This is a genomic window from Paenibacillus sp. JDR-2, from assembly GCF_000023585.1.
Taxonomy (GTDB): Bacteria; Bacillota; Bacilli; order Paenibacillales; family Paenibacillaceae; genus Pristimantibacillus.
In genome coordinates this window covers 6,975,123-6,998,401 of sequence record NC_012914.1, presented here as the reverse complement: position 1 = coordinate 6,998,401, position 23,279 = coordinate 6,975,123, and the positions used below count along the sequence as shown (strand labels likewise).

The window sequence follows — 23,279 nt, the reverse complement described above, 5'->3', positions numbered from 1 at the left end:
CCTGAGTAAAAGCGACCGCTGACGCTTCTCCAGAATCATTTAATGCTCCGTCTGCCTTTAACCTGTTCATGAAATGCTCAAACAAAAAGAAGCCAACCCTTGTTAAAATGGAGGTACCACCCAACCATTCTAAGTAAAGAGAGGCTTCTTTATGTACAAAGAATATAACATGGATCAACTGTCCTTGCCAATGGACTTGCAAGAAGATATCCCCGAAAATCATCTCGTACGCGTCATCAACGATGCGGTCAATCGCTTAGATATGAAGCTCTTCACCAAAGCTTATCCCGGAGGTGGCCGGGACAGCTATCATCCAAAGATGCTCATGAAAGTCGTTATCTATGCGTACACACAGCGCATCTACTCCTCTCGCCAAATTGCCAAAGCCGCACGTGAGAATATCATGTTCATGTGGCTGGCTGCTAGGCAACGTCCAGATTTCCGTACCATTAACCGTTTCCGTTCTGAGCGCATGAAAGACGTGCTCGAGACCGTCTTCACGGCAGTTCTTCAGTTTCTCAAGGAAGAAAACTACATAAAGTTGGAGCATTACTTTTTAGACGGAACAAAAATCGAAGCCAATGCCAATCGTTACACGTTTGTCTGGGGCAAGGCTGTCGTCAAACAGAAGATGAAGTTGCAAGAAAAGGTGCAGACCTTGTTCGCTGCTATTGAAGAAGCAGAGAAACAGGAAGATCAGGTGCTGAATAACTTGGACCTTCCAGAGCTCGGAGAAGCTTCAGCCATTACGAGCGAAAAGCTGGAGCAGGCTGTTCAGCAATTAGAAAACAAGCTTCAAGAAAAGCCGAAGGACAAACCGCTAAAGAAAGCTGTTCGCCTTGTCCGGAGGGATCTTCTGCCTCGCCTGCAAAAATATGAAGGGCAGCAAGAAACGCTCGGAAGCCGAAACAGCTTTAGTAAAACGGACACCGACGCCACATTCATGCGCATGAAGGAAGACCACATGCGCAATGGACAATTAAAACCTGGATATAACGTGCAGATCGGAACAGAAGATCAATTCATTCTTAGCTACAGCATTCATCAACGTCCCACAGATACACGTTGCCTGAAGCCGCATCTAGACAAAGTAAAAGCCTCATTAGGGCAATTGCCGGGAACCATCATCGCAGATGCAGGTTATGGCAGCGAAGAAAACTATGCTTATCTGGAGTCCGAAGAACAACGAGCACTTGTGAAATACAATACTTATCACAAAGAAAACACGAGGGCATGGAAACAAGATATTAGTAAGTTCGAGAACTGGCTCTATGACGAGAGCGAAGATATCTGGACCTGTGCGGCTGGTCAGAAACTGCTATTCCGTTATGAAAGCAAAAGCACGACAGAGAGCGAATATGAAATCGTTACGCGTAACTACCGCAGTATCTCTTGCGAGGGCTGTCCGCTAAAGGAAAGATGTACAAAGGCCCAAGGGGATCGAGAAATAAAGGTCAGCATGGAATATCTTCGACTCAAACAACAAGCAAGGAAACAATTAAAGAGCGAGGAAGGACATGCCCTGTCGGTTCGACGAATGCACGAACCCGAGAGTGTATTTGGCCAAATAAAAAATAATCGGGGATTCCGCAGATTCCTACTTCGAGGCTTGCCGAAAGTTAGCCTGGAGGTCGGGTGGCTTTCGCTTGCCCACAATTTGCTGAAGAAAGCAGCAAGAACAAAAATAGTGCTGCAAGGGTAACCCTATGCAGCACTATTTTCATAAGAATCACTCTTTATTTACTAATGCGAGCCATCTTTAAAGTGAGCAATCACCTTTTGAGACTGCCTCCATTTTTTACTTAAACTTTCGTATACTGCTTTATCAGGTTCGCAAGCTCGCTCCAATGCTCGCAGTTCTCCCAATGGAAGGAGGCCGGCAGCTCGGCCGTCTCTTCCCACGAACGCTTCGCCAGATAAGGCTTCAGCATTTGCTCTACGCAGATGGCCTGCATGATCGTTCTCATCCGGAATTGAAGCGGGTAACGCTCCTCCGCCGAGATCGGCTTGAAATAGGTGGCCGCCATGTAGTCGACAAGCGCCTCGCCTTTTTCCTGCTCCTTGTGCTGGTTCCACACCTGCTTGATCTCGTCGGTTAGTTCTCTCCAAGGCGTGCCTGCCTTCGGATAAACAATGCCCATCGTTGCCGCATCCTTGTACGTCCAGAGCGCCCACGATACATCATGCTCTTCGCACAGATCGAGCATATCTTCGATAATCGTCATCTGGAAGTCGATCTGCTCTTGCTCGAATACAAGGCCAAGCTCGCCGCACCAGACCGGACGCTTGTATTTCTCGCGGATGCTGACCAGCTTGCCGAAGGCTTCGGCGAAAATCTCTTTCCGGCGCTTACGGTCCATCTCCGGCGTAAGAACGGCCGGCTCGTCCACAAACGGGTAGAAGTGGAATTCGTACGCCACCTGCGGGTCGTCGATCGGATCAATCATCGTAAAGTCGGTCGTGAACTTGTTGCCTTCGATAAAGACGATATGATGCTCGTCGTATTGGCGGATCTCCGCGATGATCTTCTCATAAAACTCGTTAAACACCTTCGCATTGGTCACTTGCGACGGTTCGTTGACGATGTCGTAAGCGGCAATCCAAGGCTGCTCCTTGTAATATTGGGCGATATGGCCCCACAGCTTGATTACCGTATCGCGCAGCGCGGCGTATTCCCAGAACAACGGCAGACCGGAGTTCGTATCGCAATGCCAGTCCGGATTTTGTCCGCCCGGTACGGAGTGGAGGTCAAGAATCGCGTAGATCTCGTATTTCTCGCAGAGGTTCACGATATGATCGAGATAGGCAAAGCCTTCTTTTTTGTAGACGCCGGGGTTCTGGTCATCGATGAAATATTTATAGTTGAACGGGATGCGCAGATGGTTTACGCCAATGCTTTTCAGGAACTCAAAGTCCTTCTCGTCCACAAACTCCAGCAGGAAGCGGTCGAAAAATTTGGCTGCGCGTTCCTCGCCGTACACCTCGCCGAATGCTTTCTTGATCATCGTATCGGTGCCGGGAAGGCCAATCATGAAATGCTCAAGATTCATCCAAGAGCCCAGTCCAAAGCCCCGGAAAAAGATTTTTTCCCCGTTCACGACAAAATCCTCGCCGCGCACTTGCACAAAGTTGTTCAGGTTAGTTGTCATGTATAATACCTCGCTTGTAAGATTAGTTTTTCATGCCGGTCGTAGCCACGCTTTGAATAAAGAACCGTTCCCCGATCAGGAACACGATCACCATCGGGATCGTTGCGAACACCGTGCCGGCCATCAACAGGCCGTAATCCATCGTGTGCTCGGTCTGGAACGCCTTCAGCCCAAGCTGAAGCGTCTTCAGCATATCGTCGTTCAAGTAAATGAGCGGAGCCAGATAGTCGTTCCACATAAAGGTGAAGGTGAAGATGGCGAAGGTAGACAGGCTTGGCGCGGACAGCGGCATAACGATCTTCCAGAAAATCTTCCACTCGTTTAAGCCGTCCACCCGGGCTGCTTCGTTTAGTTCGTTCGGCAGGCTGAGGAAAAATTGACGCATCAGGAAAATGCCAAAGCCGCTGAATAATTGAATAAGAACATAACCGGTATGCGTGTTGTACAAGCCCAGCTTGCTGATAATCGTGAACTGCGGAACCATGATCGAATGCCAAGGCATCATCAGGTTCGTCATGAACAGGATAAAGATCGTCTGCTTGAACGGCACCTTCAGCTTCGCGAAGGCATAAGCCGCCATCGAGCAGATCACAACCTGCAGGATCGTTATCAGGACTGATAATTTAAGAGTGTTCAGGAAGTAGCGGCCGAACGGGATCGCCGTCCATACCTCCTGATAGTTGTTTAGATACAGCTTGCTGGGGATCCAGTTCATCGGATTGTTGAACAGATCCACGTCCGTTCGAAGGGAGGTCGAAATCATCCATAAGAACGGAAACAGCGTAGCGATCGAAAAGGCGGTTAACACGATGAGTAAGAAATAGCTGCCGAACTTACCCCATTTCGATGCAGGGACATCCATTATGAGCACCTCGCTTCCATCTTAGTAAGTCACCCATTTTTTCTCGAGCCGGAATTGAATAAGGGAAATAACCATGATAATCAGGAACAACACGGTCGACATCGCCGCGGAATAGCCCATCCGGTAGTTGACGAACGCTTCCTGGTAAATACGGAATACAAGGACGTTCGTGGAACGGCCCGGTCCGCCGTCCGTCATGACCGATACCAGGTCAAACACCTGGAAGGAGTTAATAATCGTTAGAATGAGAACCATAAACAGGGTTGGCGAGAGCGACGGCAGCGTAATGTACAGAAACTGCTTGAAGCGGTTCGCCCCGTCCAGTCTGGCCGATTCGTACAGATGGGTCGGAATGCCTTGAATGCCCGCCAGCAAAATAATCATGTAGTAGCCGAAGCTTTTCCATACGGCAACCACGACAATGGCGATCAGCGCCCACTTCGAGGACATCAGCCATTGCGGCGGATTGGCAATGCCTATCGCTTCAAGCATATGGTTGATTGGCCCGGACATCGGGTTAAACAGCAGCGCCCAGACGATAGCGATCGATACCATCGATGTGATTTGCGGAAAATAAAAGGCCATGCGCAAATATTTGCGCAGATGAAGGACCGAGTTCAGGGCGATAGCCGCAAGCAAAGCGAGCAGCATCGTTAACGGAACGAACAGGACGGTGTAGAGAAGATTATTTTTGAGGGATACGATAAAATAATCGTCCTTGAACAGCTTTACATAGTTATCAAAGCCGATATAGTTGGCCTTTACGTTAAAGCCGCCGTAATCGGTAAAGCTCATGACAAAGCCGTAAACGAGCGGGATTAAGATAAAGACGGCAAACAGCGCAAAAGCCGGAAGAATAAACAGCGTTCCCGTTAGATACGGCTTGAACTGAGGCAGTCGTCTGCTGGTCATGGAAGTACCTCCTTGCTGGTTATTAAAGCCAATTGTTGCCTTGAAATAAGATCGGCTTCCGTCACGAAGAAGCGGAAGCCGATGATTGCTTAGCTAGAGTGCGCGTTACTTATTAAGAACAGACTTGCGGGCATCCATATAGTTCTTGATGGCTTTCTTCGAATCGATCTCCTGGAACAGGAACAGGTCGCGCTGCTCGTTGTATACCCGGTTGATCTCGTCGATTTGAGCGATAGGCTGATTCTCGATAACTGTATTGGCTTCGAAGAAGTAGCCGCTGCCTTGAATGCCGGTTGCGCCAAGGAACGCGTCCTTGGTTTTGTCGCTGGAGTAAGCCGGCAGGACGCTCGACTGCGCGATGATGGATTCGCCTTGCTCGCCGGTCAGGAACTTGACGAACTCGAACGCGGCGTCGGCATTTTTGCTTGCCGGGTTAATGCCGATGAAGGTACTCACGCCGCCTACGGTAACCGGATCGGTGGTTCCTTCCGGAAGAGGCAGCGGTGCCATGTCAAAGTTGATGTTGGTTTTGCCGCTTTCGATATCGGCCTTCAGCATGTTGACGGTCCATTCGCCGTTAACCAGCATAGCGACGTTGCCACTCTCGAATTGCTTAATCCAGTCGACGCTTTCGCCGTTCATTTGCTTATAGCTCATATGGGACTGATCCTTGTAATACAAGCGGTCGAGGAAGTCCAGCCAGCTGCCCACGTCATCCAGGCTATCGTCGAGAATGGTTGTTCCTTTCTGGAGAGCGCCAAGCGGTGCCGTAAGCCAGTCTGCAAAATAACCGCCCCATTGCTTGCCGGCTCCGTCGCCTTTGGTCAGCTGCTTCGCCAGATCCGCGTATTCATCCCAAGTTATTTGGGTCGGATAAGGAATGCCTTCTTTATCAAAGATAGCTTTGTTGTAGAATAAGGCGTATTCGGAAGTCCGGTAAGGAAGGGCGTTATATTTGCCGTCTGTCAGCAGCTCGACAATGTCCTGGTAGCTAGGGCCGTAAGCGCCAACGTCGAGGTTTGCCGATTTGATGCGGTCGGTCAGGTCGACCAGCTGGTTTTTGGAAGAGTAGAGGCCAAGGCTGGACGTACCGTTAATGCTGTACAGGTCCATTTTGGAGCCGCCGGTCAGGTTGTTCATAATTTTCGTGTTGTACTCATCCGCATTGTTGCTGATCGTGTTCATCTTCACTTGAATGCTGCTGTTCTGCGCGTTGAAGGTATCGACAACCTTCTGCATGTAATCGGCTTCGTCCGTCCAAGTGTAATATTCCAAAACCGTCTTGCCGCCGCCGGCTGCATTGTTTTGCGTATTTGTATCGTTCGAGCCGCATCCGGCAGCGGTTACGCCAAGAGCGGCAATAAGGGCCAAGCTGAAGTAGCTGCGAGTTTTCATCGTGATGTTCCCTCCTAAGCTTTGTAGTCCTTTTATAGTAAATCCGCCCGGCCAATCCGGTAAGGTTGAAGTTTTATCATCGCCTGAAACAGGAGGAAAGGGCTGAATTCGCATGAATTGCCGGGGATGGGCGGAAGGATAAAGAGAGGTGGTTGTATAAAACTTCAACCTCTACAGCAGCGCAAAGATCAAATAAAATAGATTTTATTTGGTTGATTTGGTTTGAAAGGATGGCTTCCATGTTTATTTTCTTTGTGTTTCTCTTGTTTATTGCCATCGCGGTATTCTGCCTGACCCAACAAAAATATACGAAAGCCACGTTGTTCATGCTGCTGATGGGCTTGTCCTATCTGATTGTCGTAACCTGCATTATTACGTACATGAGCAAGGACGCTTATTATTACAACAGTATGGATAAGTATTTCGGCATCAAAAAAGGACTGCAAAACCAGCTGCTGTTCCTGCCGGTTTCCCGGCTGGCGCTTATCCGGATTTTTCACCTGTTTACGCTGTTGTTCCTGTATACCGGGCTGCTCTCGGCATTGTATTTCGCCTATGACTTGAGCGCTAAACGCAGCCGCTGGCTGCTTGCTCTCGTCGCGGTACCTTGCATTTTGCAGGCGGTTATCTATGATCCGGTGTTCTACGAGCATCTGTACTATAAGCTTTATCCGGACTATATGTCCGCGCAGCGGATTCAATCGCTCTATGAAACGATGCATAAGGTAACTCTGTCGTTGAATACCTCGTATATTGCGGCGGGCATTCTTTTGCTGCTGTATGCTTTGTATAATGCCCCGAAAGTCCGTCTCATAAGAAGCAACATCCTGATGATTATTATCTCGTACGTATCGGTTCATATAACGTACTTATACATGAACTATTGGGCTCCCAACATTCTGGTGCAGGTGTCTAAGGCGGCGCATTTTGTCCGGTACAAACCGATTAATTTGGTAGGCAACCCTTCCATCTATTCGCTGCTGCCGTATGTCTCGGGGTTATGCTTGTTTATCAGCTTATACAGCATCTACATGTACGCGCGGATCCAGAACAAGATTAATAATCAGGAGACGATTATCTCGCGCAATATCGATTCGGCGCTGTTAACTTCCCGCGTATTCAGCCACTATATGAAGAACGAGCTGTTAGCGATTAAGGCGCAGACGGAATACCTGGAGAGCTTATGCGAGGAGCAGCCGGAGTTGGTGGAGGAGCTGCAGGTCATTGAACAGCGTTGCAATAAGGTCTATACTCGCCTTGATGCCATTCATCAGAAGAACCTGAAGTCCAGAATCGAGCTGGAGCCGGTCTCTTTGTTCGATCTGCTTGATAAGCTGCTGGACGAGATGAGTACGGAGCTGAAGCCGGTAGGGGTCCATTACGCACGGTCCCAGCGGCAGCTGATGATTATGGCCGATCCTTATTATTTCTCCCAAGCGGTAGAGAATATCGTAACGAATGCGGCGGAAGCGCTGGAGTTCGTCCCGGAGAAATCCCGGCAGATCGATATTCGGGTCAACGTGAAAAACAAATGGGTCGAGCTGGTCATCCAGGATAACGGACCCGGTATTTCGGAAGAAAACCTGGCGAATATTTTTCAGCCGTTCTATTCGTCCAAGCCTACGGCGACCAACTGGGGAATGGGGCTGTCGATCTGCCATACGATTATTACGGCCCATGGGGGCAAGATCAGCGTGGACAGCAAGGCTGGAAGCGGTACGGCGTTTCATATTGTCATTCCTTTACTTTCATTGGACAAGCAGGAGAGGAGATGAAGCAGCATGAGCACGCCGATTAAAGTACTGATTGTAGAAGACGATCCCTTAATTTGTAAGCGATATCAGATGATCCTGTCGAAGGACGAAGAGATTGAATGCGTTGGCCGGGCGGCCAGCGGATACGAAGGCACGATGCTGGCTGCGCTTAATAAGCCGGATGTGATCCTGATGGATATCGAGCTGGAGGATAAACAGGCGGGGCTTCGGGCGACGTCCGAGATTCTGAACTATATGCCGGATATCAAGATCGTGATGCTGACCGTGTGCGAGACGGACGAAACGGTATTCCGCGCTTTCGAGCTTGGGGCAACCAACTATTTGCTGAAAAATATGCCGGCGGAGTCGATTATCGAGGCGGTTAAGGATGCCTATTACGACCGGCCGTCCCTGCATTCCAATATTGCGGGCAAGATTACGAAGGAATTCAAGCGGATCAAGACGACGGAAGACAGTCTGCTGCATAACTTTTATATTTTTACCCAGCTGACGCCAACCGAGCTGGAGGTGCTGGAGCTTCTGATGAAAGACTACACCCGCCAGGAAATATGCAAGCTGCGCCATGTGGAGCCTTCAACCTTGAAGTCGCAGATTAACAGCATTCTAAAGAAGTTTAACAAAAGCAGCGTACTGGAGATTGTGGAGCTTCTGCGGGAGCTTCATATTCCGGAGATTTTGTCGCAGCGCAAGGCAAAGAACTAGAAAAGAAGCCCTCGGCATTTGGGGATGCCGGGGGCTTTTCATGCCGTGAATTCTTCATGTTGAAAGCAGCTTGATCTTATTAGCTGAACCGCTTGATATCACTCACCGGAGAAAAGCCGAACAGGCGCGCATATTCCCGGCTGAATTGGGAAGGGCTCTCATAGCCTACCTCAAACGCGATATCTGCCACATGGGTAGATTCGGTTAACAGGCGACGGCGTGCTTCCTGCAGTCGAATTTGCTTCTGATACTGTACCGGGGTCATGGCGGTCACTTCTTTGAAGTGACGATATAACGAGGAGGAGCTCATGTGCGCCAGCTCAGCTAGTTCTTCGATACGCAGCGGTTGGTTGTAATCCCTCTTGATCCGCTCGACCACCTCTGCAATGGAGGCGTAATTGCTTCCAGCCATGGCAATCTGCTTGAACACATCCCCTTGATCATCGCTAAGGAGTCTGTAAATAATCTCACGTATGACGAGGGGCGCCAGTGCCGGAATGTCCTTCGGCGTCTCTAACAGGCCTACCAGTCTGACGGCTGCATCGAGGAGAGCATTATTCATTTTTCCTACGAATAGCCCTCTGTGATATCTATTGGTGCTGTCGGGAAGTAATTCCGTCTCCTTCATGATCTGAAAGATTTGGCTGGCCTCTAAATCTAGACGAATCGCTAAGTAGGGGGATTCAGGAGAGGGCTGAGTAGCCCGGCCGGTTATCGGTACATCCAGCGACACCGCCAGGTAATCGGATACCCCGTATTGGTAGCGCTCATCTGCGAGCATGATAACCTTCTCGCCTTGAGCTACAATGCATAGCGAAGGTTTTTGAATTCTGCATATCGGAACCTCGGAGCGGGAATCGCGGACCAGATGCAATGAGGGGATGGGGGTAGAATGGTCGCCATCTGCACCAGAGAACTTCTCGACGAGTTGCGCAAGCTCCAACTGTTTATTATATGTTTTTTGAGCGTCATCTAGCATGTGCATCCCTCCCATTACTGTGTTCCATTATAAATTCTTGAACTCTATTTGTTAAGCGGAGTGAGAATAATAGGCAAGGACGTGAGAATAATATTCTAACGGAATTTAGCCTGGCGGGAGCATAATAAGTTTGTTCCAACAGACCTGTAGCAATTGCCCATATACACAGTAGTGATTATCCATTGGAGGGGAAAATATGCAACATGCTAAAGTATGGTACGTGACCGGTGCTTCGAAAGGACTGGGACTGTCCTTGGTGAGAGAATTGATTAAGCGCGGATATAGAGTCGCTGCAACTTCACGTAACATAGAAGATTTAAAGCAGGCTGTGGGTGAGGTGTCAGAAGGACAATTCCTGCCATTGGCGGTTGATCTGACACAAGCGGGTTCGATTCAGGCATCCGTGAACAAGACGTATGAGCAGTTCGGGCAAATAGATGTGGCCGTTAACAATGCAGGCTATGGTATCGGCGGTGCGATTGAGGAGCTGTTGCAGAAGGAAATCATGGCCAACTTTGAAGTCAATGTATTTGGTCCGATTAATGTCATTCAAAGTGTACTGCCCTATATGCGGAAGCAGCGATCAGGGCATATCTTCAATATTGCCTCAATTGCCGGCTTCGCTCCGCATATGGGCTGGAGTGTGTATGCAGCGACGAAGTTCTCGCTAATGGGATTGACGGAGGTGCTTGCTCAGGATGTGCAATCTCTGGGGATCAAAGTGACGGCAGTAGCACCCGGGGGATTTAGAACCCAGTTCAATAAGGCAGATTCCCTGGTACTGTCTGCCAATAAAATTGAGGATTACAGCGAGCTTCACTCTGGGCACAACCAGTTCGTAGCGACAGACGGCAAGCAGCTTGGCGATCCTGAAAAAGCGGCAGAGGTGTTCATTGATCTGGCGGAATCGTCGAATCCCCCGGTCCAATTGTTCCTGGGCAGTGATGCTTACCGGAGAGCGTCCGAGAAGCTGGATCAATTGCGGGAAGAATTGGAAGCGAACAAGGGCATCAGCTTCCGTACTGATTTTGAATAAGCGGTGATCACTATCCTGTGAAGAAGAATAGGAGTCGGTGTTCTAAATATGTTAGCTTATGATTTGGCTGAAGCTAGCTGCAATTGCCGTATAACCAAAAAGACAGCGAGTATCCGCTATCGGGACTCGCTGTCTTTTTATATTTACTGATAAAGTTCAGTAAACGAACTTCCTTTGGACGAGATAGCTGAAGGCGAACAAGAGGACCTCCGTCATCAGCTTGGCAATAAACAGCGGGATTCCTATGCTCTCGTGAAATAGATACAGGAGGGCGTAGTTGGCTACCAAAATAATGACCACAAGAGAGAAATACCGGGGAAGCGACTTTCGCACCGATATCCCTTGTCCATCGTTAAACACATAGCGGCGGTTCATCGTAAAGTTGAAGATCGAGCTGATTACCCTAGCCCCGATGACTGATGCGAGCAGGCTTCCCGTCATCCATTGCAGGAGGAACAGCAGCACGAAATCGATAACCGCCGAGAAGCCCGATGAGGTGACGAACTTCAGGAACGGGAAATAGATTTTGGCCGAATCCGCTAGCGGACGAAAGTGGGAGGACTTATTGTTCTCCAGATAGACCGTCTCGATCGGCACCTCTACAAAATCATAACCCGCCTTGGGCGCTTCCAGCAGCATGTTCATCTCGTATTCGAACCGTTCGCCCGGCACTTTGCATAGCCAGTCGAGCATCTCGGAGGAGTAGCCGCGGAGGCCGGTCTGCGTATCTTGAATCGGCTTCCCTGTCGCCAGCGCGTAGACCATCCGTGTCGCCGAATTGCCAAAGCGGCTGCGCAGCGGCACTTTGCCGGTAAATTGCCGGCTTCCGAGTACGATATGATTGCGGTTTTTGCGCACGGCATCGGTAATTCTGAGGATATCCTCGGGCAGATGCTGGCCGTCGCTGTCAGCGCAGATTACGCCGTCCGTGCCGCCATGCTGCCGGACATAATCGAAGCCGGTCTTGAGCGCGCAGCCCTTGCCCTGGTTAACGGGATGCCGGAGCACCGTGCAGCCTGCTTCCGCGGCCGAATCGAAGATCGGCTTATATCGCTCTCCGCTCCCGTCATCGACAATCAGAATGGAGGTGCCTTCGGTCTCCTCTTTCAGATGATGAATAAGCGTGAGCAGTCTTTCGTCCGGCTCATACGAGGGGATAAGTATAGTCATTGGTTATGCCTCCATTTCTTAAGATTGCGGAATATAGATAATGTCGCTTACGCCTCGTTCATTGCCCTTGCCGAGCGGATTGTTCACGACGCGTCCCATGAAATACATCGTGGATGAGCCGCCGCCGTCGAGATTGTAAGCTTCGGTCGCACCAAGCTCCTTGAACAGGTCTGCGAATTCCGTCAGCGTCATGCCGCGGCTGTAGCCGGTGCTTCGTCCGTCAACGACAACAAACACGTAATGGTTCGCGGAGATCATTCCGATGCCGGTCCGCGGGTTCGAGTTTTGGATCGAGCGGTTGCCGAAGTTTTTATCGATCTCCACATGGCTGAAGTCGCCGGCGATTTCGCCGTCTGTAACGAGGGCCGGGCCAAAGGAGAAAGCGTTTGTTACCCCTTGCGCGAGCAGGTCGTCGGTTGAGGTTTCTTCCTCGTCGTAGGACTTCATCGTGCCGTCGTTAAACATGGCCAAGCCAATCCGTGCGGGTTCGTCCCTGTAAACGGTGCCGTTGCGGATAACAACCCCGTCGCTGCGGAAGCCGTAGTAATCGCCGTTAATGGCGAACACCGCATTGTTATTGGATGCAATGGTTGAGGTGTTCTGGGTGATATTGGTGCCAAATGAATCCTTGGCGAAAGCGGTAAGCAAGTTCATTTTGCTGTTAAACGCGACGTCGGCGACATAGTAAGTGATCATATCCGAGCCGGAGCCGGTCTCCACCTTCTTGATGCTGATCGTCTCGTTGTCATCCTTGTAATTCCAGTCATCGTATTCGGCATCCGTAGATGTCGTTGAAGTGGAGGTGCCGCTGCTTGTGCCGGAGCTTGAGGTTGAGTTAGAGCCGGTTCCAGAGCCAGAGTCAGAGCTGGTGCCGGTGCTGGTCCCCTGCGTGATGGAGGTGCCAGGCGTTACTTTCACCTCGACATGCTCGATTAAGTACCGGTCGGCAAGCTTGTACAGAATGGCTGCTACGATAAGCAGAATAACCGCTATAGTGGTCAGAATTTTGGATTTGCGCGTGCGGAAAATCGTAATCAACTCCTTAGTAGGCATTTTGCCTGAACGTTATGGAGTTATTTTAGAGCGGGAACCTTTAGTCAAACTTAAATGGTGAGGGTGGGATATGAGGGCGGATTGGATCGTCGGCGGGAGGGGAGCTGGGGTATCGCCTTCGGTCGCTGTTGCCGGCAGGAAATTTCGGTTGGAATCCGCTTTAGCGGATATTTCCCGCCGGCAAAGGCGAACGCTCCGCTCCTCAGGCGATACCCCAGCTCCTTTTCTCCACCTGCAGCCCAAGGATCCTCCCTCATAATTTGGGATGGGGGAACAGGAGGGACAGGACATATTCTAACGAAACGTCGTATCGCTATTTGATGAAAAACGGGAGTTTTTCGAATCTAACGAAACGTCATATCTCTATTTGACAGATTAGGGGCACAGAAGTGGGTCAAAGCAGGGAATAGCGATACGTAGTTTCATTAGAAATTCTGGATAGCCTATTTGGGGCAAATAAGAATATGTAGTTTCGTTAGCGGTTTAGCGATACCGATCAGCTCGCGAATAGGCAAAAGTACGGCAAGAATGAGGGGAGCAACGGAAGTAGAGGTTAGTTTAAAAATAAACCGCGAAAGTGTAGGTTAAGGAGCTGCGAGTATATTGGCGGCATGCGGGTAGCTGAGGTTACCGGGCAAAAATGGTCTGCGGAGAGAAGACAGACCAATGGAGCCGGTCAGAGAATGGTTAGGGGACAGGTGGAGGGCTAGGTTAATGGGGGATTTGGCAAGGTTGCCAAAGGAAACTCTGTCCGCTCGTCAGGCCGCCATACGCAAAAAACGGCCGTGCAGGTGAACCCTGCACGGCCGCTCCAATCTAGTGACGTTCAACCGGGAGCTGAACGGAGAACGAGGTGGTCTCGCCCGGCACGCTTTTAGCGTGGATTTTTCCTTTGTGCTGCTCGACGATCGCTTTGGCGATGGCGAGGCCTAGGCCGTAGCCGCCGTGTTTGCGGGAGCGGGAGGCGTCGGCGCGGTAGAAGCGGTCGAAGATTTTGCCCAGATGCTCGGGCGGGATGCCCTCTCCGGAGTTGGTGACGTTAAGCACCACTTCGCTGCCGTGTTTTTTCAGCGTGAGGTCGATCTTGCCCTTGGTATTGGTATACTTGATGGCATTATCCAGCAGAATGAGCGCTACCTGCTTCATTTGCTCCACGTTGCCGTTGATGGACAGCTCCGGCGAGATGTCGTAGCTAAGCGCAATGTCCTTCTCGAAGATGACCGCTTCGAGCGTCAGAATAACGCTCTCCACCGCCTCGCTTAAGTTGAACGGAGCGAAAATCACATTTTCCCGCGCATCATCCATCTGAGTCAGGTACAGCAGATCGCTTGTCAGCGTCCGCATTCGCTCCGTCTCCGACTTGATATGATGCAGCCACTTTTCTTGATTGCGGATCAAGTCATCGTTGTTGGACAGCAGCACATCGGCGTTCGTATTAATAACGGCGAGCGGCGTCCGCAGCTCATGGGACGCGTCCGCGATGAACCGCTTCTGCTTGTCGAAGGCTTCCTTGACGGGCGCAATCGAACGGTTCGCAAAGTATCGGCTCGTGAAATAGATGACGATAAGCATAATGAAGCCTACGGCAAGGAACGTATACAGAAGCGTCATCAGGAACTGATGCTGATTCGTGACGTCCAGGAAGACGACCGAATAACCCTCCATAACCTGCTGCACGTCATAGGCCCAGCGGTTGCCGTCGAGATTAAACTCGCCGCGGTCGGAATCGCCCGATGAGGCGGCTTTGATGGCAAGCGTATAGAAGTCGCTGTCCATATCGAAGCGGGAATCCGTGTTCGTAATGTTCCAATCGGCATCCGTCGTAAGCGCAAAAGATACCGAACGCTCCGGCGGCGGACCGGCCTTCATTTTGCCGTCGGGAACCATCATATCCCCGCGTCCATGGCCACCGCCTCCACCGCTGTACTTGCCGCCCTCGGGGCCTTCCTGCTTACGGTAAAACTCCGATATTTGAATAAGATCCTCATTCATGGTCTTGCGGTTGTTCTGATAGGTAATCGTATAAATGGAAGAAAAGGCCAGAATCATAATGAAGCTGATGATCACCATATTAACGATCAGGAAGCGGTTGCGCAGCCGATTAAACATCAGGAGGTCGCCTCCAGTACGTAACCAACGCCCCGAATGGTGTTAATTTTTACGCCGGATTGCAGGAACACAAGCTTTTTCCTTAAGAAAGAGATATAAACCTCCACATTGTTATGCTCCACGTCCGAATCAAAGCCCCATAGCTTCTCGATAATCTGTTCTTTGGAAGTGACCGCGGTTTTCCTTGCAATAAGAAGCTCCATTAATTCGCTTTCCTTCAGGATTACCTTAAGCTCCTTTCCTTTGCACATCAGCTTCAGGTTGGAGGTGTTAAGCTCGATATCGCCGTACTTCAGACCATCCTCCGGAACAACCTCGCCCCTTCTTCGTAATGCCGCCCTGATCCGCGCCAGCAGTTCTCCGGTCGAGAATGGCTTGGCTACGTAATCGTCCGCTCCGTAATCCAGCCCGGTAATCTTATCGTTTATTTCTCCCTTGGCGGTAAGCATGATAACCGGGGTCGCAATACCTTCCTCGCGAAGCTTTTTCAGCACCGTAATCCCGTCCATCTCCGGAAGCATGATATCCAGGAGCAGCAGATCATAGATGCCGCATAAGGCGTTATCCAATCCCGATTGACCGTCATGAGCGACGTCCACGGAGTAATTATTCTTTTTCAAAATTTGAGATAAGGCGTCGGCCAGGTTGACCTCGTCTTCTACAATCAGTATTCGCATGAAGCATTCCTCTTTTCGTTAGCGCTGACTTTGTAAACTTATTATAAGTAGGCAACCTTTAATCAATCTTAACTTTGCTTAATCCCCAATTCCAGCCGAATTTACATTTACAAACATTTAAGATTCATTAAAGGTTGCCCTTCTAAGATACAGTCATGAACAGGCGGCAAGCCAAAACGGAAAGGAGCCTGAACCCATGGCTATTGAGGTGTTTAACCGTTATGAAAGCAAGTATTTGATGGACAGCCAATCCTTCCACGAGATTTATAACAGGCTGCTTAATTATATGGAGCTCGACGAATACAACAAGAATAATCCATTCTACTCCATAAGCAATCTGTATTTCGATACCGACCAGCATTCGATTATCCGAAACAGTCTGGCGAAGCCGAAATACAGGGAAAAGCTCAGACTGAGGGCATACGGGGTTCCAAAGCCGGACGCCAAGGTGTACTTAGAGCTGAAGAAGAAAGTGTTCGGCCTGGTGAACAAGCGTAGAACGGGATTAACGCTGGATGAAGCGTATGAATTCGTCCGCACGGGAGTTGAGCCGGAGCTTAAGCCTTATATGAACAAGCAGGTGATTCAGGAGATCAAGTATTTTCTCGGGCGGTATGAACTGCAGCCCAAGGTATACCTGGCTTACGACCGGATTGCGATGTTTTGCAAAAACAACCGGGATCTGCGGATCACCTTCGATACGAATATCCGCTCAAGACGTTATGATCTGTTGCTGGAAGCCGGCGACCACGGGGAATTGCTGATGGCCAAGGACCAGTGGCTGATGGAAGTAAAAGCCGAGAAGACCGTGCCGGTCTGGCTCGCCCAGCTGCTGTCGGAGCTTGGAATGTTCCGGACGGGCTTTTCGAAATACGGCAACGAATACCGAATGAATATCCGACACGAAGAACGAATAAAGGAGCGCCTTTTACTATGATTGATTCTCTTTTCTCCACAACAGCATCCGTGACCGAATTAACCTTCGGCCAAGCTATGTTGACGCTGTTATTATCCTTTGCGCTTGGCGCAATGATCAGCTTTACCTATATGAAAACGCAATCCGTTTACACGCAGAATTTTGCTCTAACGATGATTGTCCTGCCGACGATTGTTGCGATTATTATCCTGTTGATCGGCAGCAATATCGCCCGCGCGTTCAGCTTGGCCGGCGCCTTCTCCATTATCCGGTTCCGAAGCGCGCCCGGCGATCCGAAGGATATCGCTTTTGTCCTGTTTACGATGGCTTCCGGCCTTGCCTGCGGTGTTGGGGCATACGGCTACGCGGTGCTGTTCACGATTGTATTGTGTCTCCTGATGTTCCTGCTGAAAGCCGTCAAGTTCGGCTCGAAGTCGTCCACGCAGAAGCTTCTTAAGGTAACGATTCCGGAAAATCTGAGCTACGAAGAAGCTTTTACCGAAGTCTTCAACATCTATAACGTGCAATACGAGCTGAAAAAAGTAAGAACAACCGAGCTTGGCAGCTTGTACGAGCTAGTCTATGCCGTCACGCTTGAACCTTCCCTGAATCAGAAGGAGCTGCTGGACGCCATCCGCTGCCGGAACGGCAATCTCGATATTTCCTTAACGATGGCTCCTACGGGAGCAGAAGCTTAAACCAATCCATTTACCTAGAGAGGAAGAGAAACGATGAACAATAAAAAGAGATTAGGCAAATTGGCTTTCATTCTATTATGCGCGGCGGCCTTGTCGGCATGCAATAGCCAGACGAACGCGGGAGCCAATACGACGGGCAGCACGGGTTCGGCTACTACTAGCGAAGCGGCGGCAGCTGTCCAAACGGCAAAATATCAGCTGGATGATACCGTTGAATACGACGAGGACGATACGTATACCGATTGGAGCACATCCGATGTGACGAACATTGCCTTAAACGGAACTACGGCTACGATTGATGGCTCCGGCGCGGAAGTGAAGGATGGCATCATTACGATTACGGCTGCCGGAACCTACGTAGCCAGCGGCAAGCTGGATGAAGGTCAGATTGTGGTTAATGTAGCCGATAAAGGCGTAGTCCGTCTGGTCTTGAACGGAGCAGAGATCCATTACAGCAAGAGCGCTCCGATTTACGTGGAGGAAGCGGGCAAGCTGATCTTGTCCCTGCCGGAGGGCACTAACAATGCGGTATCCGACGGAACGGACTATGTCTTCCCGGATTCGGAGACCGACGAGCCTAACGCAGCTATCTTCAGCAAGGACGATATGACGATTAACGGCACGGGCAAGCTGACCGTGCAAGGCAACTACAACAACGGGATTGCGAGCAAGGATAAGCTGAAAATCACCGGAGGAACGTTTGATATTCAAGCGGCGGACGATGCCGTAATGGGGCGCGACCTTGTGGCGGTGAAGGACGGAGACTTCACGCTGGATGCAGCCGGCCACGGTATCAAGACAACGAATGATACGGAAGGCGAAGAAGGAATCATTGTCCTGCAAGGCGGTACGTATAACATCCAGTCCGGCAAGGATGGCCTGCACAGCACAGGTGGTTTGTCCATCTCAGATGGAGATTTGACAATAGCAGCCGGCGATGACGGTATCCATGCCGAGACAGCTTTAGAGATTGCGGGCGGCAGCATTGATATTACGAAGAGCTATGAAGGTATCGAAGCAGCCGATATTACCATTGCAGGCGGAGACATCAAGCTGGCGGCGAGCGATGATGGCGTAAATGCGGCAACAGGCGCAGACAGCTCCGGCGGCGAGGGCGCGGCGCCAGGCGGCGGCGGTCAACAGGCAAGCGGTGCTTCGGAAGGTCTACTCACCATCAGCGGCGGCAACCTGTATGTGGACGCTGACGGCGACGGTCTTGACGCAAATGGTTCTATCGTTATGACAGGCGGCACCGTTATGGTAAACGGTCCGACCGAGAACAACAACGGCGCACTGGACTATGACGGCACCTTCAACATGACAGGCGGCACGCTTGTTGCGGCGGGCAGCTCCGGCATGGTGCAGGCGGCATCGGACAGCTCGACGCAAGCCGGCATTCTGATGATGTTCCCTGAGACTCAGCAAGCGGGTACGCTGGTTCATCTGGAAGACGAGTCCGGAAAAACGATTGCTACTTATGCACCGACGAAAAACTATCAGGCGGTCTACATCAGTATGCCGGATCTGGCAAAAGACGCTTCCTACACCATCTACTCGGGCGGCAAGTCGACGGGTACGGCAACGAATGGTCTTTACGCGGACGGTGAATACAGCGGCGGAACAAAAGTCGTATCCTTCACGGCTTCCTCCCTCATCACGTGGGTCAATGAATCAGGCGTTACGGAGGCTCAAAGCGGATTTGGCGGCGGTATGGGCGGCGGACGCGGCGGTCGTGGCGGCATGGGCGGCGGTGGCGGCCGGGGCATGGACGGTCAAATGCCGCCGTCTGGCGCCGCTCCACCGGATGGCACGGCGCCAGACGGCGCAGCCCCTCCGGATGCTCCCGCAGCTACAACTACAGCACAATAACGATTATATGGGGCGCCCATCGGGCGCCTCTTCGTTTTTGACCGAAATCATCCGCGTTTCCTTGGGATTTGGCCCGTTCATATGCCTCAGACCAGGTATTAGAGGAGGCGTTATTCACATATATTTAACCGATTATACGACGGATATATCGGGGTGTTATTGTGCAAGAACGACCAAGCTTTTATTTGCTGGCGCCATGTCTGACGGATCCGCTTCTCACGAAGGATATCGGCATCATTCCGTACCTGATGCAGAAATACAGAGGCTACAAGGCGGTCTATGTCACCTATCTCCCAAGCGGCGGCGAGCCTTTATGGCCTTCATTGTCGAGCTTCGAAGAAGAGGTAGAGTTCGAGTACGTCGAGCCGTCATTTCATTACCGTCCAGACCGGGCGATGGATACGGTTTTCGGGGCGAACTTATGCGATTGCCGCGATGATCTGGTTCGATATGTAGGGTGTAATGCGACAAAAATCGACGTTTTATACCTTTTTGGTTTTTATCCGTTTTACTACGAAGCGGCGGCGAAATATAAGGAACTAAACCCTTCCGGCACGATTTATTTGAAGCTGGACGCCAATATCATATGGGTGAACAAAACGCCAATGACAGAGGATTTCCGACGTTTTCTGAGTTATTGCGACGTGATCAGCAGCGAGACGCTTGCTCCCTATATATCGGATAAATGGTCGGTGCCGGTTCATCGCATCCCTAACGGCTATCACTTTTTCGGAAAGGAGCCGGATCTGCCCGTAGGGTTTGATGTGAAGGAGGATTATATCCTGACCGTCGGGCGGCTTGGCATACCGGAGAAGGCAACGCATGTGCTTCTCGAAGCCTTCCGGATGGCTCAGCCTTATATTCCGGAGAGCTGGAAGCTTGTGCTAGTAGGGAAGTTGGAGGATTCTTTCCAGTCCTATCTTTATTCGTATATGGCGAATTATCCGTGGCTCGCGGACCGGATGATTCTGACGGGGTTTGTGCAGGATAAGGAGACTTTGCATCAGTGGTTCCGGAAATCCAAAATTTTCGCCCTGCCGTCAAATGTTGAAGCCTACGCCCATGTGCTTGCGGAAGCTAAAATACACGGCTGTTACTTGCTCGCTTCGGATATTGCATGCTGCCGGGACGCTGCCACGAAGCAGGAGGACCGAAGCGTCCACTTGGATGATTGGAACAAGCAGGTAAATTTGCATCTGGCGTATGGCTCGCTGCATGCGGTTGGATACAGCGCCGGCCTCGCCCAGCGGATGATCGAAATATGCCATGCGAAGGACCGTCTGCGGGAAGCATCCGCGGGTACGCAGAGGGATGCGGCTGAGCATTTCGACTGGGTGAAGCTTTGCGGTCGGCTGGATGATCTGCTGCGGAGCAGCAGGACGGAGCGAACGGCATATTGATTTTGCCCGCTTAATTTGGGATAACTAGAGAGGAGCTCTATTAGACAGACGGGGAGATATCAATTATGTTCAATTCTTATGAAGTATCGAATTCGCAGTTCGGAGAGTCATTGCCGCAGCAGATCTATAGACATATCTTGAAAAAAATTATCGCCAAAGAACTGAATGCCGGAGACAAAATCGTCGAAGAGGACATAGCCAAGGAGCTTAACACAAGCCGGGCGCCTGTCCGGGAAGCGTTGTATTTGCTGCAGGTTGAAGGGATTGTCGAGCGTCTTCCGCGGCGCGGGACGATTGTGAAGCCTTTTACCCAAGCCGAGATTGAAGACTACAATACGTTGATGGCCGAGCTTCTTCGCGTTGCCGTTATGTACGGGCAGCAGAGATGGACGCCTGAATATAAGGAAATGCTGAAGAAATATGCCGCGGATACGGATGCTGCCTGCGAGCAGGGCAATGTGCGGGAATACGAGATGAAGGCGGAGCGGGTGCTGCGGCATGTTGTGTTCGTGGCGGACAATGTGGCGCTGGCGAAGTTTTACGAGAAAGCGAGCCTGATTCTGAACATCTTTGTTGAAGTGAAATGGAGCGAGCAAAAGATCAAGGAATTCCACGCCCCGTTTCAGCGGTTTACCGCGTCTATTCTGGCATCGGAATACGAAAAAGCGCAGACTGCAATTTATGAGTTCCTGCTGGCAGGGATTAAATAAAAAAAGGGAATTGGAGTTAATGGAAGAGTTTTTTAGGTTAAATTGTCGACAATCGACAAAGTGATCTGTTAAGATAGATTTGTAAGCAACTTGCTTACGCGACATGAATGATTACAGTTGGTTCATCACAAACTGCGTAAGGCCATTCTTTCGTTAAAGCTTACGTAGCAAGAATAGCAACAAAAAAGCGTTCAGAGGAGTGATTACAATGCAAAAGTTTGATTTTACGGATAAAGTAGCGATCGTGACGGGTGCAGGCGGAGGTATCGGCCGCGCAGCATCGCTTGCTCTTGCCGGGAACGGCGCAAAGGTCGTTGTAGTTGACCTGTCGGAGGAAGCCGGGAACGAGACGGTTAAGCAAGTCCAGGCAAACGGCGGTGAAGCCGTATTTATAAAAGCAGACGTAACAAAGGAAGAGGATATTCGGGGTTACGTGGCTCAAACGGTCGAGAAGTTCGGGAAGATCGATATTTTCCTCAACAATGCCGGCTGGGAAGGCAAAATACTTCCATTGGTCGAGTATCCAACCGAAGTGTTTGACAGCTTGATGGCCATTAACGTTCGCGGCGTATTCCTTGGACTCAAGCATGTGCTTCCGCAAATGATCGCTCAGAAGAGCGGCGCTGTCGTTAATACCGCATCCGGAGCAGGGCTTTTGGCTACACCAAACATGGTGGCCTATGGCGCAAGCAAGCATGCGGTGCTTGGCATGACCAAGACGGCTGGCGTTGAAGCGGCTCCTTACGGTGTACGCGTTAACGCGGTATGCCCGGGCGTTGTAAATACGCAAATGATGCGCTCGATCGAAAGCGGCTTTGGCAAGGGTAATCAAGAAGCGGCTGAAGCGGCAAGACAACAAATGGCGAACACAACGCCGGACGGCCGATATGCCGAGGCGGAAGAGATCGCCAACCTGATGATGTATCTCGTATCCGACCTTTCCACTCATATTGTTGGACAAGAATTCGTGATCGACGGCGGATCGATTTTGACCTAATTGCGGATTTGCGCATTCCTACTACAACTTCAAAGCAAAGGGGATATTTATCATGGCAGAACAAGACGGCAAAGTAATTATTATTACTGGCGGCGCAAGCGGTATCGGTAAACAAACGGCTTTGCAGCTGTCGGCAAAAGGCGCATCGCTTGTTATTGCGGACTATAATCTGGACGGCGCGAATGCGGTTGTCGCAGAGCTTGAAGCGGCTGGCGGCAAAGCGGCGGCCTTCAAGGTAGACGTATCGAAAGGCGAAGAAGTGAAAGCACTCGTTGATTTCGCGGTAGAGAAATTCGGCACGTTGAACGGGATTTTCAGCAATGCGGGCATTGGTCTTGTGAAACCATTCCTCGAGATGGATCCGGAATCGTACCACCGCGTTATTGATGTCGACCAGCATAGCGTTTATTACGGCATGTATTACGGCGCGAAAAAAATGGTCGAGCTGGGCGCCTCAGGTACGATTGTGAACACCGCATCGATCTACGGTACAGCGGCTGCGATGGGCAGCTTCAACTATAATGCAGCCAAAGCTGCTGTCGTTATGATGTCTAAATCCGGTGCTCTCGAGCTTGCCGACTATGGCATCCGTGTTGTAGGCGTTGCTCCCGGCTTTATCAATACGCCAATTCTCGGCAACGACGAAGCGATGAAATCGGCGCTTGGCGCTCAGCATATGCGCGGTCAGCTGATTCAGCCGGAGAAAGTGGCAAGCGTAGTAACGTTCTTGTTCTCGGACGGAGCAAGCGCGATTAACGGCCAGACCATTCCGGTGGATGACGGCTTCCTCAGCTTCAAAACGAAATAATGGATTAGAGTGGCCGCTACCCGTCAAGGGTAGCGGCTTTTTTATTTTCGTATGGATTCGCT

The 23,279-nt window shown here is 50.7% G+C and carries 20 protein-coding genes; 11 read left to right on the top strand and 9 right to left on the bottom strand.

Annotated elements, in window-relative coordinates; all coding sequences use genetic code 11:
• Window positions 1-151 precede the first annotated feature (151 nt).
• On the top strand, window positions 152-1,702 hold the full coding sequence (locus PJDR2_RS30730; RefSeq protein WP_015847651.1) for an IS1182 family transposase: 1,551 nt from the start codon (window positions 152-154) through the stop codon (window positions 1,700-1,702).
• A 100-nt stretch (window positions 1,703-1,802) separates the two neighbouring features.
• Here the strand turns inward: PJDR2_RS30730 and PJDR2_RS30725 are convergent, their stop codons facing one another.
• The 4 genes from PJDR2_RS30725 to PJDR2_RS30710 all read right to left on the bottom strand — a co-directional run bounded on the left by PJDR2_RS30725 (window position 1,803) and on the right by PJDR2_RS30710 (window position 6,318).
• Window positions 1,803-3,149, bottom strand: coding sequence for a glycoside hydrolase family 5 protein (locus PJDR2_RS30725; protein WP_015847650.1), 1,347 nt, complete (start codon window positions 3,147-3,149; stop codon window positions 1,803-1,805).
• Window positions 3,150-3,171: 22 nt separating this feature from the next.
• Complete coding sequence (locus tag PJDR2_RS30720) at window positions 3,172-4,011, bottom strand: carbohydrate ABC transporter permease (RefSeq protein ID WP_015847649.1); 840 nt, start codon at window positions 4,009-4,011, stop codon at window positions 3,172-3,174.
• Window positions 4,012-4,032: 21 nt separating this feature from the next.
• Window positions 4,033-4,923, bottom strand: coding sequence for a carbohydrate ABC transporter permease (locus tag PJDR2_RS30715; RefSeq protein ID WP_015847648.1), 891 nt, complete (start codon window positions 4,921-4,923; stop codon window positions 4,033-4,035).
• Window positions 4,924-5,028: 105 nt separating this feature from the next.
• On the bottom strand, window positions 5,029-6,318 hold the full coding sequence (locus PJDR2_RS30710; protein WP_015847647.1) for an ABC transporter substrate-binding protein: 1,290 nt from the start codon (window positions 6,316-6,318) through the stop codon (window positions 5,029-5,031).
• A gap of 239 nt (window positions 6,319-6,557) precedes the next feature.
• On the opposite strand from PJDR2_RS30710, the gene PJDR2_RS30705 reads away from it, so the two are divergent.
• Together PJDR2_RS30705 and PJDR2_RS30700 are read left to right on the top strand one after the other, a co-directional pair.
• Complete coding sequence (locus PJDR2_RS30705; protein ID WP_015847646.1) at window positions 6,558-8,093, top strand: sensor histidine kinase; 1,536 nt, start codon at window positions 6,558-6,560, stop codon at window positions 8,091-8,093.
• Between the two features lie 6 nt (window positions 8,094-8,099).
• Entirely contained in the window at window positions 8,100-8,795 is a 696-nt protein-coding gene (locus PJDR2_RS30700; RefSeq protein WP_015847645.1) for a response regulator transcription factor, read from the top strand.
• A 79-nt stretch (window positions 8,796-8,874) separates the two neighbouring features.
• Here PJDR2_RS30700 and PJDR2_RS30695 read toward each other — a convergent pair whose 3' ends face one another.
• Window positions 8,875-9,780, bottom strand: a complete 906-nt coding sequence (locus tag PJDR2_RS30695; RefSeq protein ID WP_265525091.1) for an AraC family transcriptional regulator — start codon at window positions 9,778-9,780, stop codon at window positions 8,875-8,877.
• Between the two features lie 190 nt (window positions 9,781-9,970).
• Here PJDR2_RS30695 and PJDR2_RS30690 point away from each other — a divergent pair, with 190 nt between their 5' ends.
• Window positions 9,971-10,810 carry an SDR family NAD(P)-dependent oxidoreductase gene (locus tag PJDR2_RS30690; protein WP_015847643.1) on the top strand — a complete coding sequence of 280 codons (840 nt, stop codon included), beginning with the start codon at window positions 9,971-9,973 and terminating at the stop codon, window positions 10,808-10,810.
• 156 nt (window positions 10,811-10,966) lie between these two features.
• Here the strand turns inward: PJDR2_RS30690 and PJDR2_RS30685 are convergent, their stop codons facing one another.
• The 4 genes from PJDR2_RS30685 to PJDR2_RS30670 form a co-directional block, all read right to left on the bottom strand.
• Complete coding sequence (locus PJDR2_RS30685) at window positions 10,967-11,980, bottom strand: bifunctional glycosyltransferase family 2/GtrA family protein (protein ID WP_015847642.1); 1,014 nt, start codon at window positions 11,978-11,980, stop codon at window positions 10,967-10,969.
• 18 nt (window positions 11,981-11,998) lie between these two features.
• Entirely contained in the window at window positions 11,999-13,033 is a 1,035-nt protein-coding gene (locus tag PJDR2_RS30680; protein ID WP_015847641.1) for a phosphodiester glycosidase family protein, read from the bottom strand.
• Between the two features lie 816 nt (window positions 13,034-13,849).
• The gene (locus PJDR2_RS30675) at window positions 13,850-15,142 is read right to left on the bottom strand and encodes a sensor histidine kinase (RefSeq protein ID WP_015847640.1); all 1,293 of its coding nucleotides are present in this window, start codon (window positions 15,140-15,142) and stop codon (window positions 13,850-13,852) included.
• A complete protein-coding gene (locus PJDR2_RS30670; protein ID WP_015847639.1) occupies window positions 15,142-15,819 on the bottom strand; it encodes a response regulator transcription factor in 678 nt (225 codons plus the stop codon). Before PJDR2_RS30670 ends, PJDR2_RS30675 begins: the two co-directional genes overlap by 1 nt.
• Window positions 15,820-16,015: 196 nt before the next feature.
• On the opposite strand from PJDR2_RS30670, the gene PJDR2_RS30665 reads away from it, so the two are divergent.
• From PJDR2_RS30665 to PJDR2_RS30635, 7 genes are all read left to right on the top strand, one after another.
• On the top strand, window positions 16,016-16,756 hold the full coding sequence (locus tag PJDR2_RS30665; RefSeq protein WP_015847638.1) for a polyphosphate polymerase domain-containing protein: 741 nt from the start codon (window positions 16,016-16,018) through the stop codon (window positions 16,754-16,756).
• The gene (locus PJDR2_RS30660) at window positions 16,753-17,433 is read left to right on the top strand and encodes a DUF4956 domain-containing protein (RefSeq protein WP_015847637.1); all 681 of its coding nucleotides are present in this window, start codon (window positions 16,753-16,755) and stop codon (window positions 17,431-17,433) included. Before PJDR2_RS30665 ends, PJDR2_RS30660 begins: the two co-directional genes overlap by 4 nt.
• A 33-nt stretch (window positions 17,434-17,466) precedes the next feature.
• Window positions 17,467-19,302 (top strand): carbohydrate-binding domain-containing protein, encoded by a 1,836-nt coding sequence (locus PJDR2_RS30655; RefSeq protein WP_015847636.1) that lies wholly within the window; start codon window positions 17,467-17,469, stop codon window positions 19,300-19,302.
• 161 nt (window positions 19,303-19,463) lie between these two features.
• Complete coding sequence (locus PJDR2_RS32255; RefSeq protein ID WP_015847635.1) at window positions 19,464-20,702, top strand: glycosyltransferase family 4 protein; 1,239 nt, start codon at window positions 19,464-19,466, stop codon at window positions 20,700-20,702.
• A 65-nt stretch (window positions 20,703-20,767) separates the two neighbouring features.
• A complete protein-coding gene (locus PJDR2_RS32250) occupies window positions 20,768-21,412 on the top strand; it encodes a GntR family transcriptional regulator (RefSeq protein ID WP_015847634.1) in 645 nt (214 codons plus the stop codon).
• A 208-nt stretch (window positions 21,413-21,620) separates the two neighbouring features.
• Entirely contained in the window at window positions 21,621-22,409 is a 789-nt protein-coding gene (locus PJDR2_RS30640) for an SDR family NAD(P)-dependent oxidoreductase (protein ID WP_015847633.1), read from the top strand.
• A 52-nt stretch (window positions 22,410-22,461) separates the two neighbouring features.
• A complete protein-coding gene (locus PJDR2_RS30635) occupies window positions 22,462-23,217 on the top strand; it encodes an SDR family NAD(P)-dependent oxidoreductase (RefSeq protein WP_015847632.1) in 756 nt (251 codons plus the stop codon).
• Window positions 23,218-23,279: the final 62 nt, after the last annotated feature.

Excerpts from the sequence above, each read along its gene's own strand:
- PJDR2_RS30710 (WP_015847647.1), bottom strand. The coding sequence starts at position 6,318 with ATGAAAACTCGCAGCTACTTCAGCTTGGCCCTTATTGCCGCTCTTGGC.
- PJDR2_RS30730 (WP_015847651.1), top strand. The coding sequence starts at position 152 with ATGTACAAAGAATATAACATGGATCAACTGTCCTTGCCAATGGACTTG.
- PJDR2_RS30665 (WP_015847638.1), top strand. The coding sequence starts at position 16,016 with ATGGCTATTGAGGTGTTTAACCGTTATGAAAGCAAGTATTTGATGGAC.
- PJDR2_RS30720 (WP_015847649.1), bottom strand. The coding sequence starts at position 4,011 with ATGGATGTCCCTGCATCGAAATGGGGTAAGTTCGGCAGCTATTTCTTA.
- PJDR2_RS30635 (WP_015847632.1), top strand. The coding sequence starts at position 22,462 with ATGGCAGAACAAGACGGCAAAGTAATTATTATTACTGGCGGCGCAAGC.
- PJDR2_RS30640 (WP_015847633.1), top strand. The coding sequence starts at position 21,621 with ATGCAAAAGTTTGATTTTACGGATAAAGTAGCGATCGTGACGGGTGCA.
- PJDR2_RS30685 (WP_015847642.1), bottom strand. The coding sequence starts at position 11,980 with ATGACTATACTTATCCCCTCGTATGAGCCGGACGAAAGACTGCTCACG.
- PJDR2_RS30700 (WP_015847645.1), top strand. The coding sequence starts at position 8,100 with ATGAGCACGCCGATTAAAGTACTGATTGTAGAAGACGATCCCTTAATT.
- PJDR2_RS30690 (WP_015847643.1), top strand. The coding sequence starts at position 9,971 with ATGCAACATGCTAAAGTATGGTACGTGACCGGTGCTTCGAAAGGACTG.
- PJDR2_RS30675 (WP_015847640.1), bottom strand. The coding sequence starts at position 15,142 with ATGTTTAATCGGCTGCGCAACCGCTTCCTGATCGTTAATATGGTGATC.
- PJDR2_RS30705 (WP_015847646.1), top strand. The coding sequence starts at position 6,558 with ATGTTTATTTTCTTTGTGTTTCTCTTGTTTATTGCCATCGCGGTATTC.
- PJDR2_RS30660 (WP_015847637.1), top strand. The coding sequence starts at position 16,753 with ATGATTGATTCTCTTTTCTCCACAACAGCATCCGTGACCGAATTAACC.
- PJDR2_RS30655 (WP_015847636.1), top strand. The coding sequence starts at position 17,467 with ATGAACAATAAAAAGAGATTAGGCAAATTGGCTTTCATTCTATTATGC.
- PJDR2_RS30695 (WP_265525091.1), bottom strand. The coding sequence starts at position 9,780 with ATGCACATGCTAGATGACGCTCAAAAAACATATAATAAACAGTTGGAG.
- PJDR2_RS30680 (WP_015847641.1), bottom strand. The coding sequence starts at position 13,033 with ATGCCTACTAAGGAGTTGATTACGATTTTCCGCACGCGCAAATCCAAA.
- PJDR2_RS30670 (WP_015847639.1), bottom strand. The coding sequence starts at position 15,819 with ATGCGAATACTGATTGTAGAAGACGAGGTCAACCTGGCCGACGCCTTA.
- PJDR2_RS30715 (WP_015847648.1), bottom strand. The coding sequence starts at position 4,923 with ATGACCAGCAGACGACTGCCTCAGTTCAAGCCGTATCTAACGGGAACG.
- PJDR2_RS32250 (WP_015847634.1), top strand. The coding sequence starts at position 20,768 with ATGTTCAATTCTTATGAAGTATCGAATTCGCAGTTCGGAGAGTCATTG.
- PJDR2_RS30725 (WP_015847650.1), bottom strand. The coding sequence starts at position 3,149 with ATGACAACTAACCTGAACAACTTTGTGCAAGTGCGCGGCGAGGATTTT.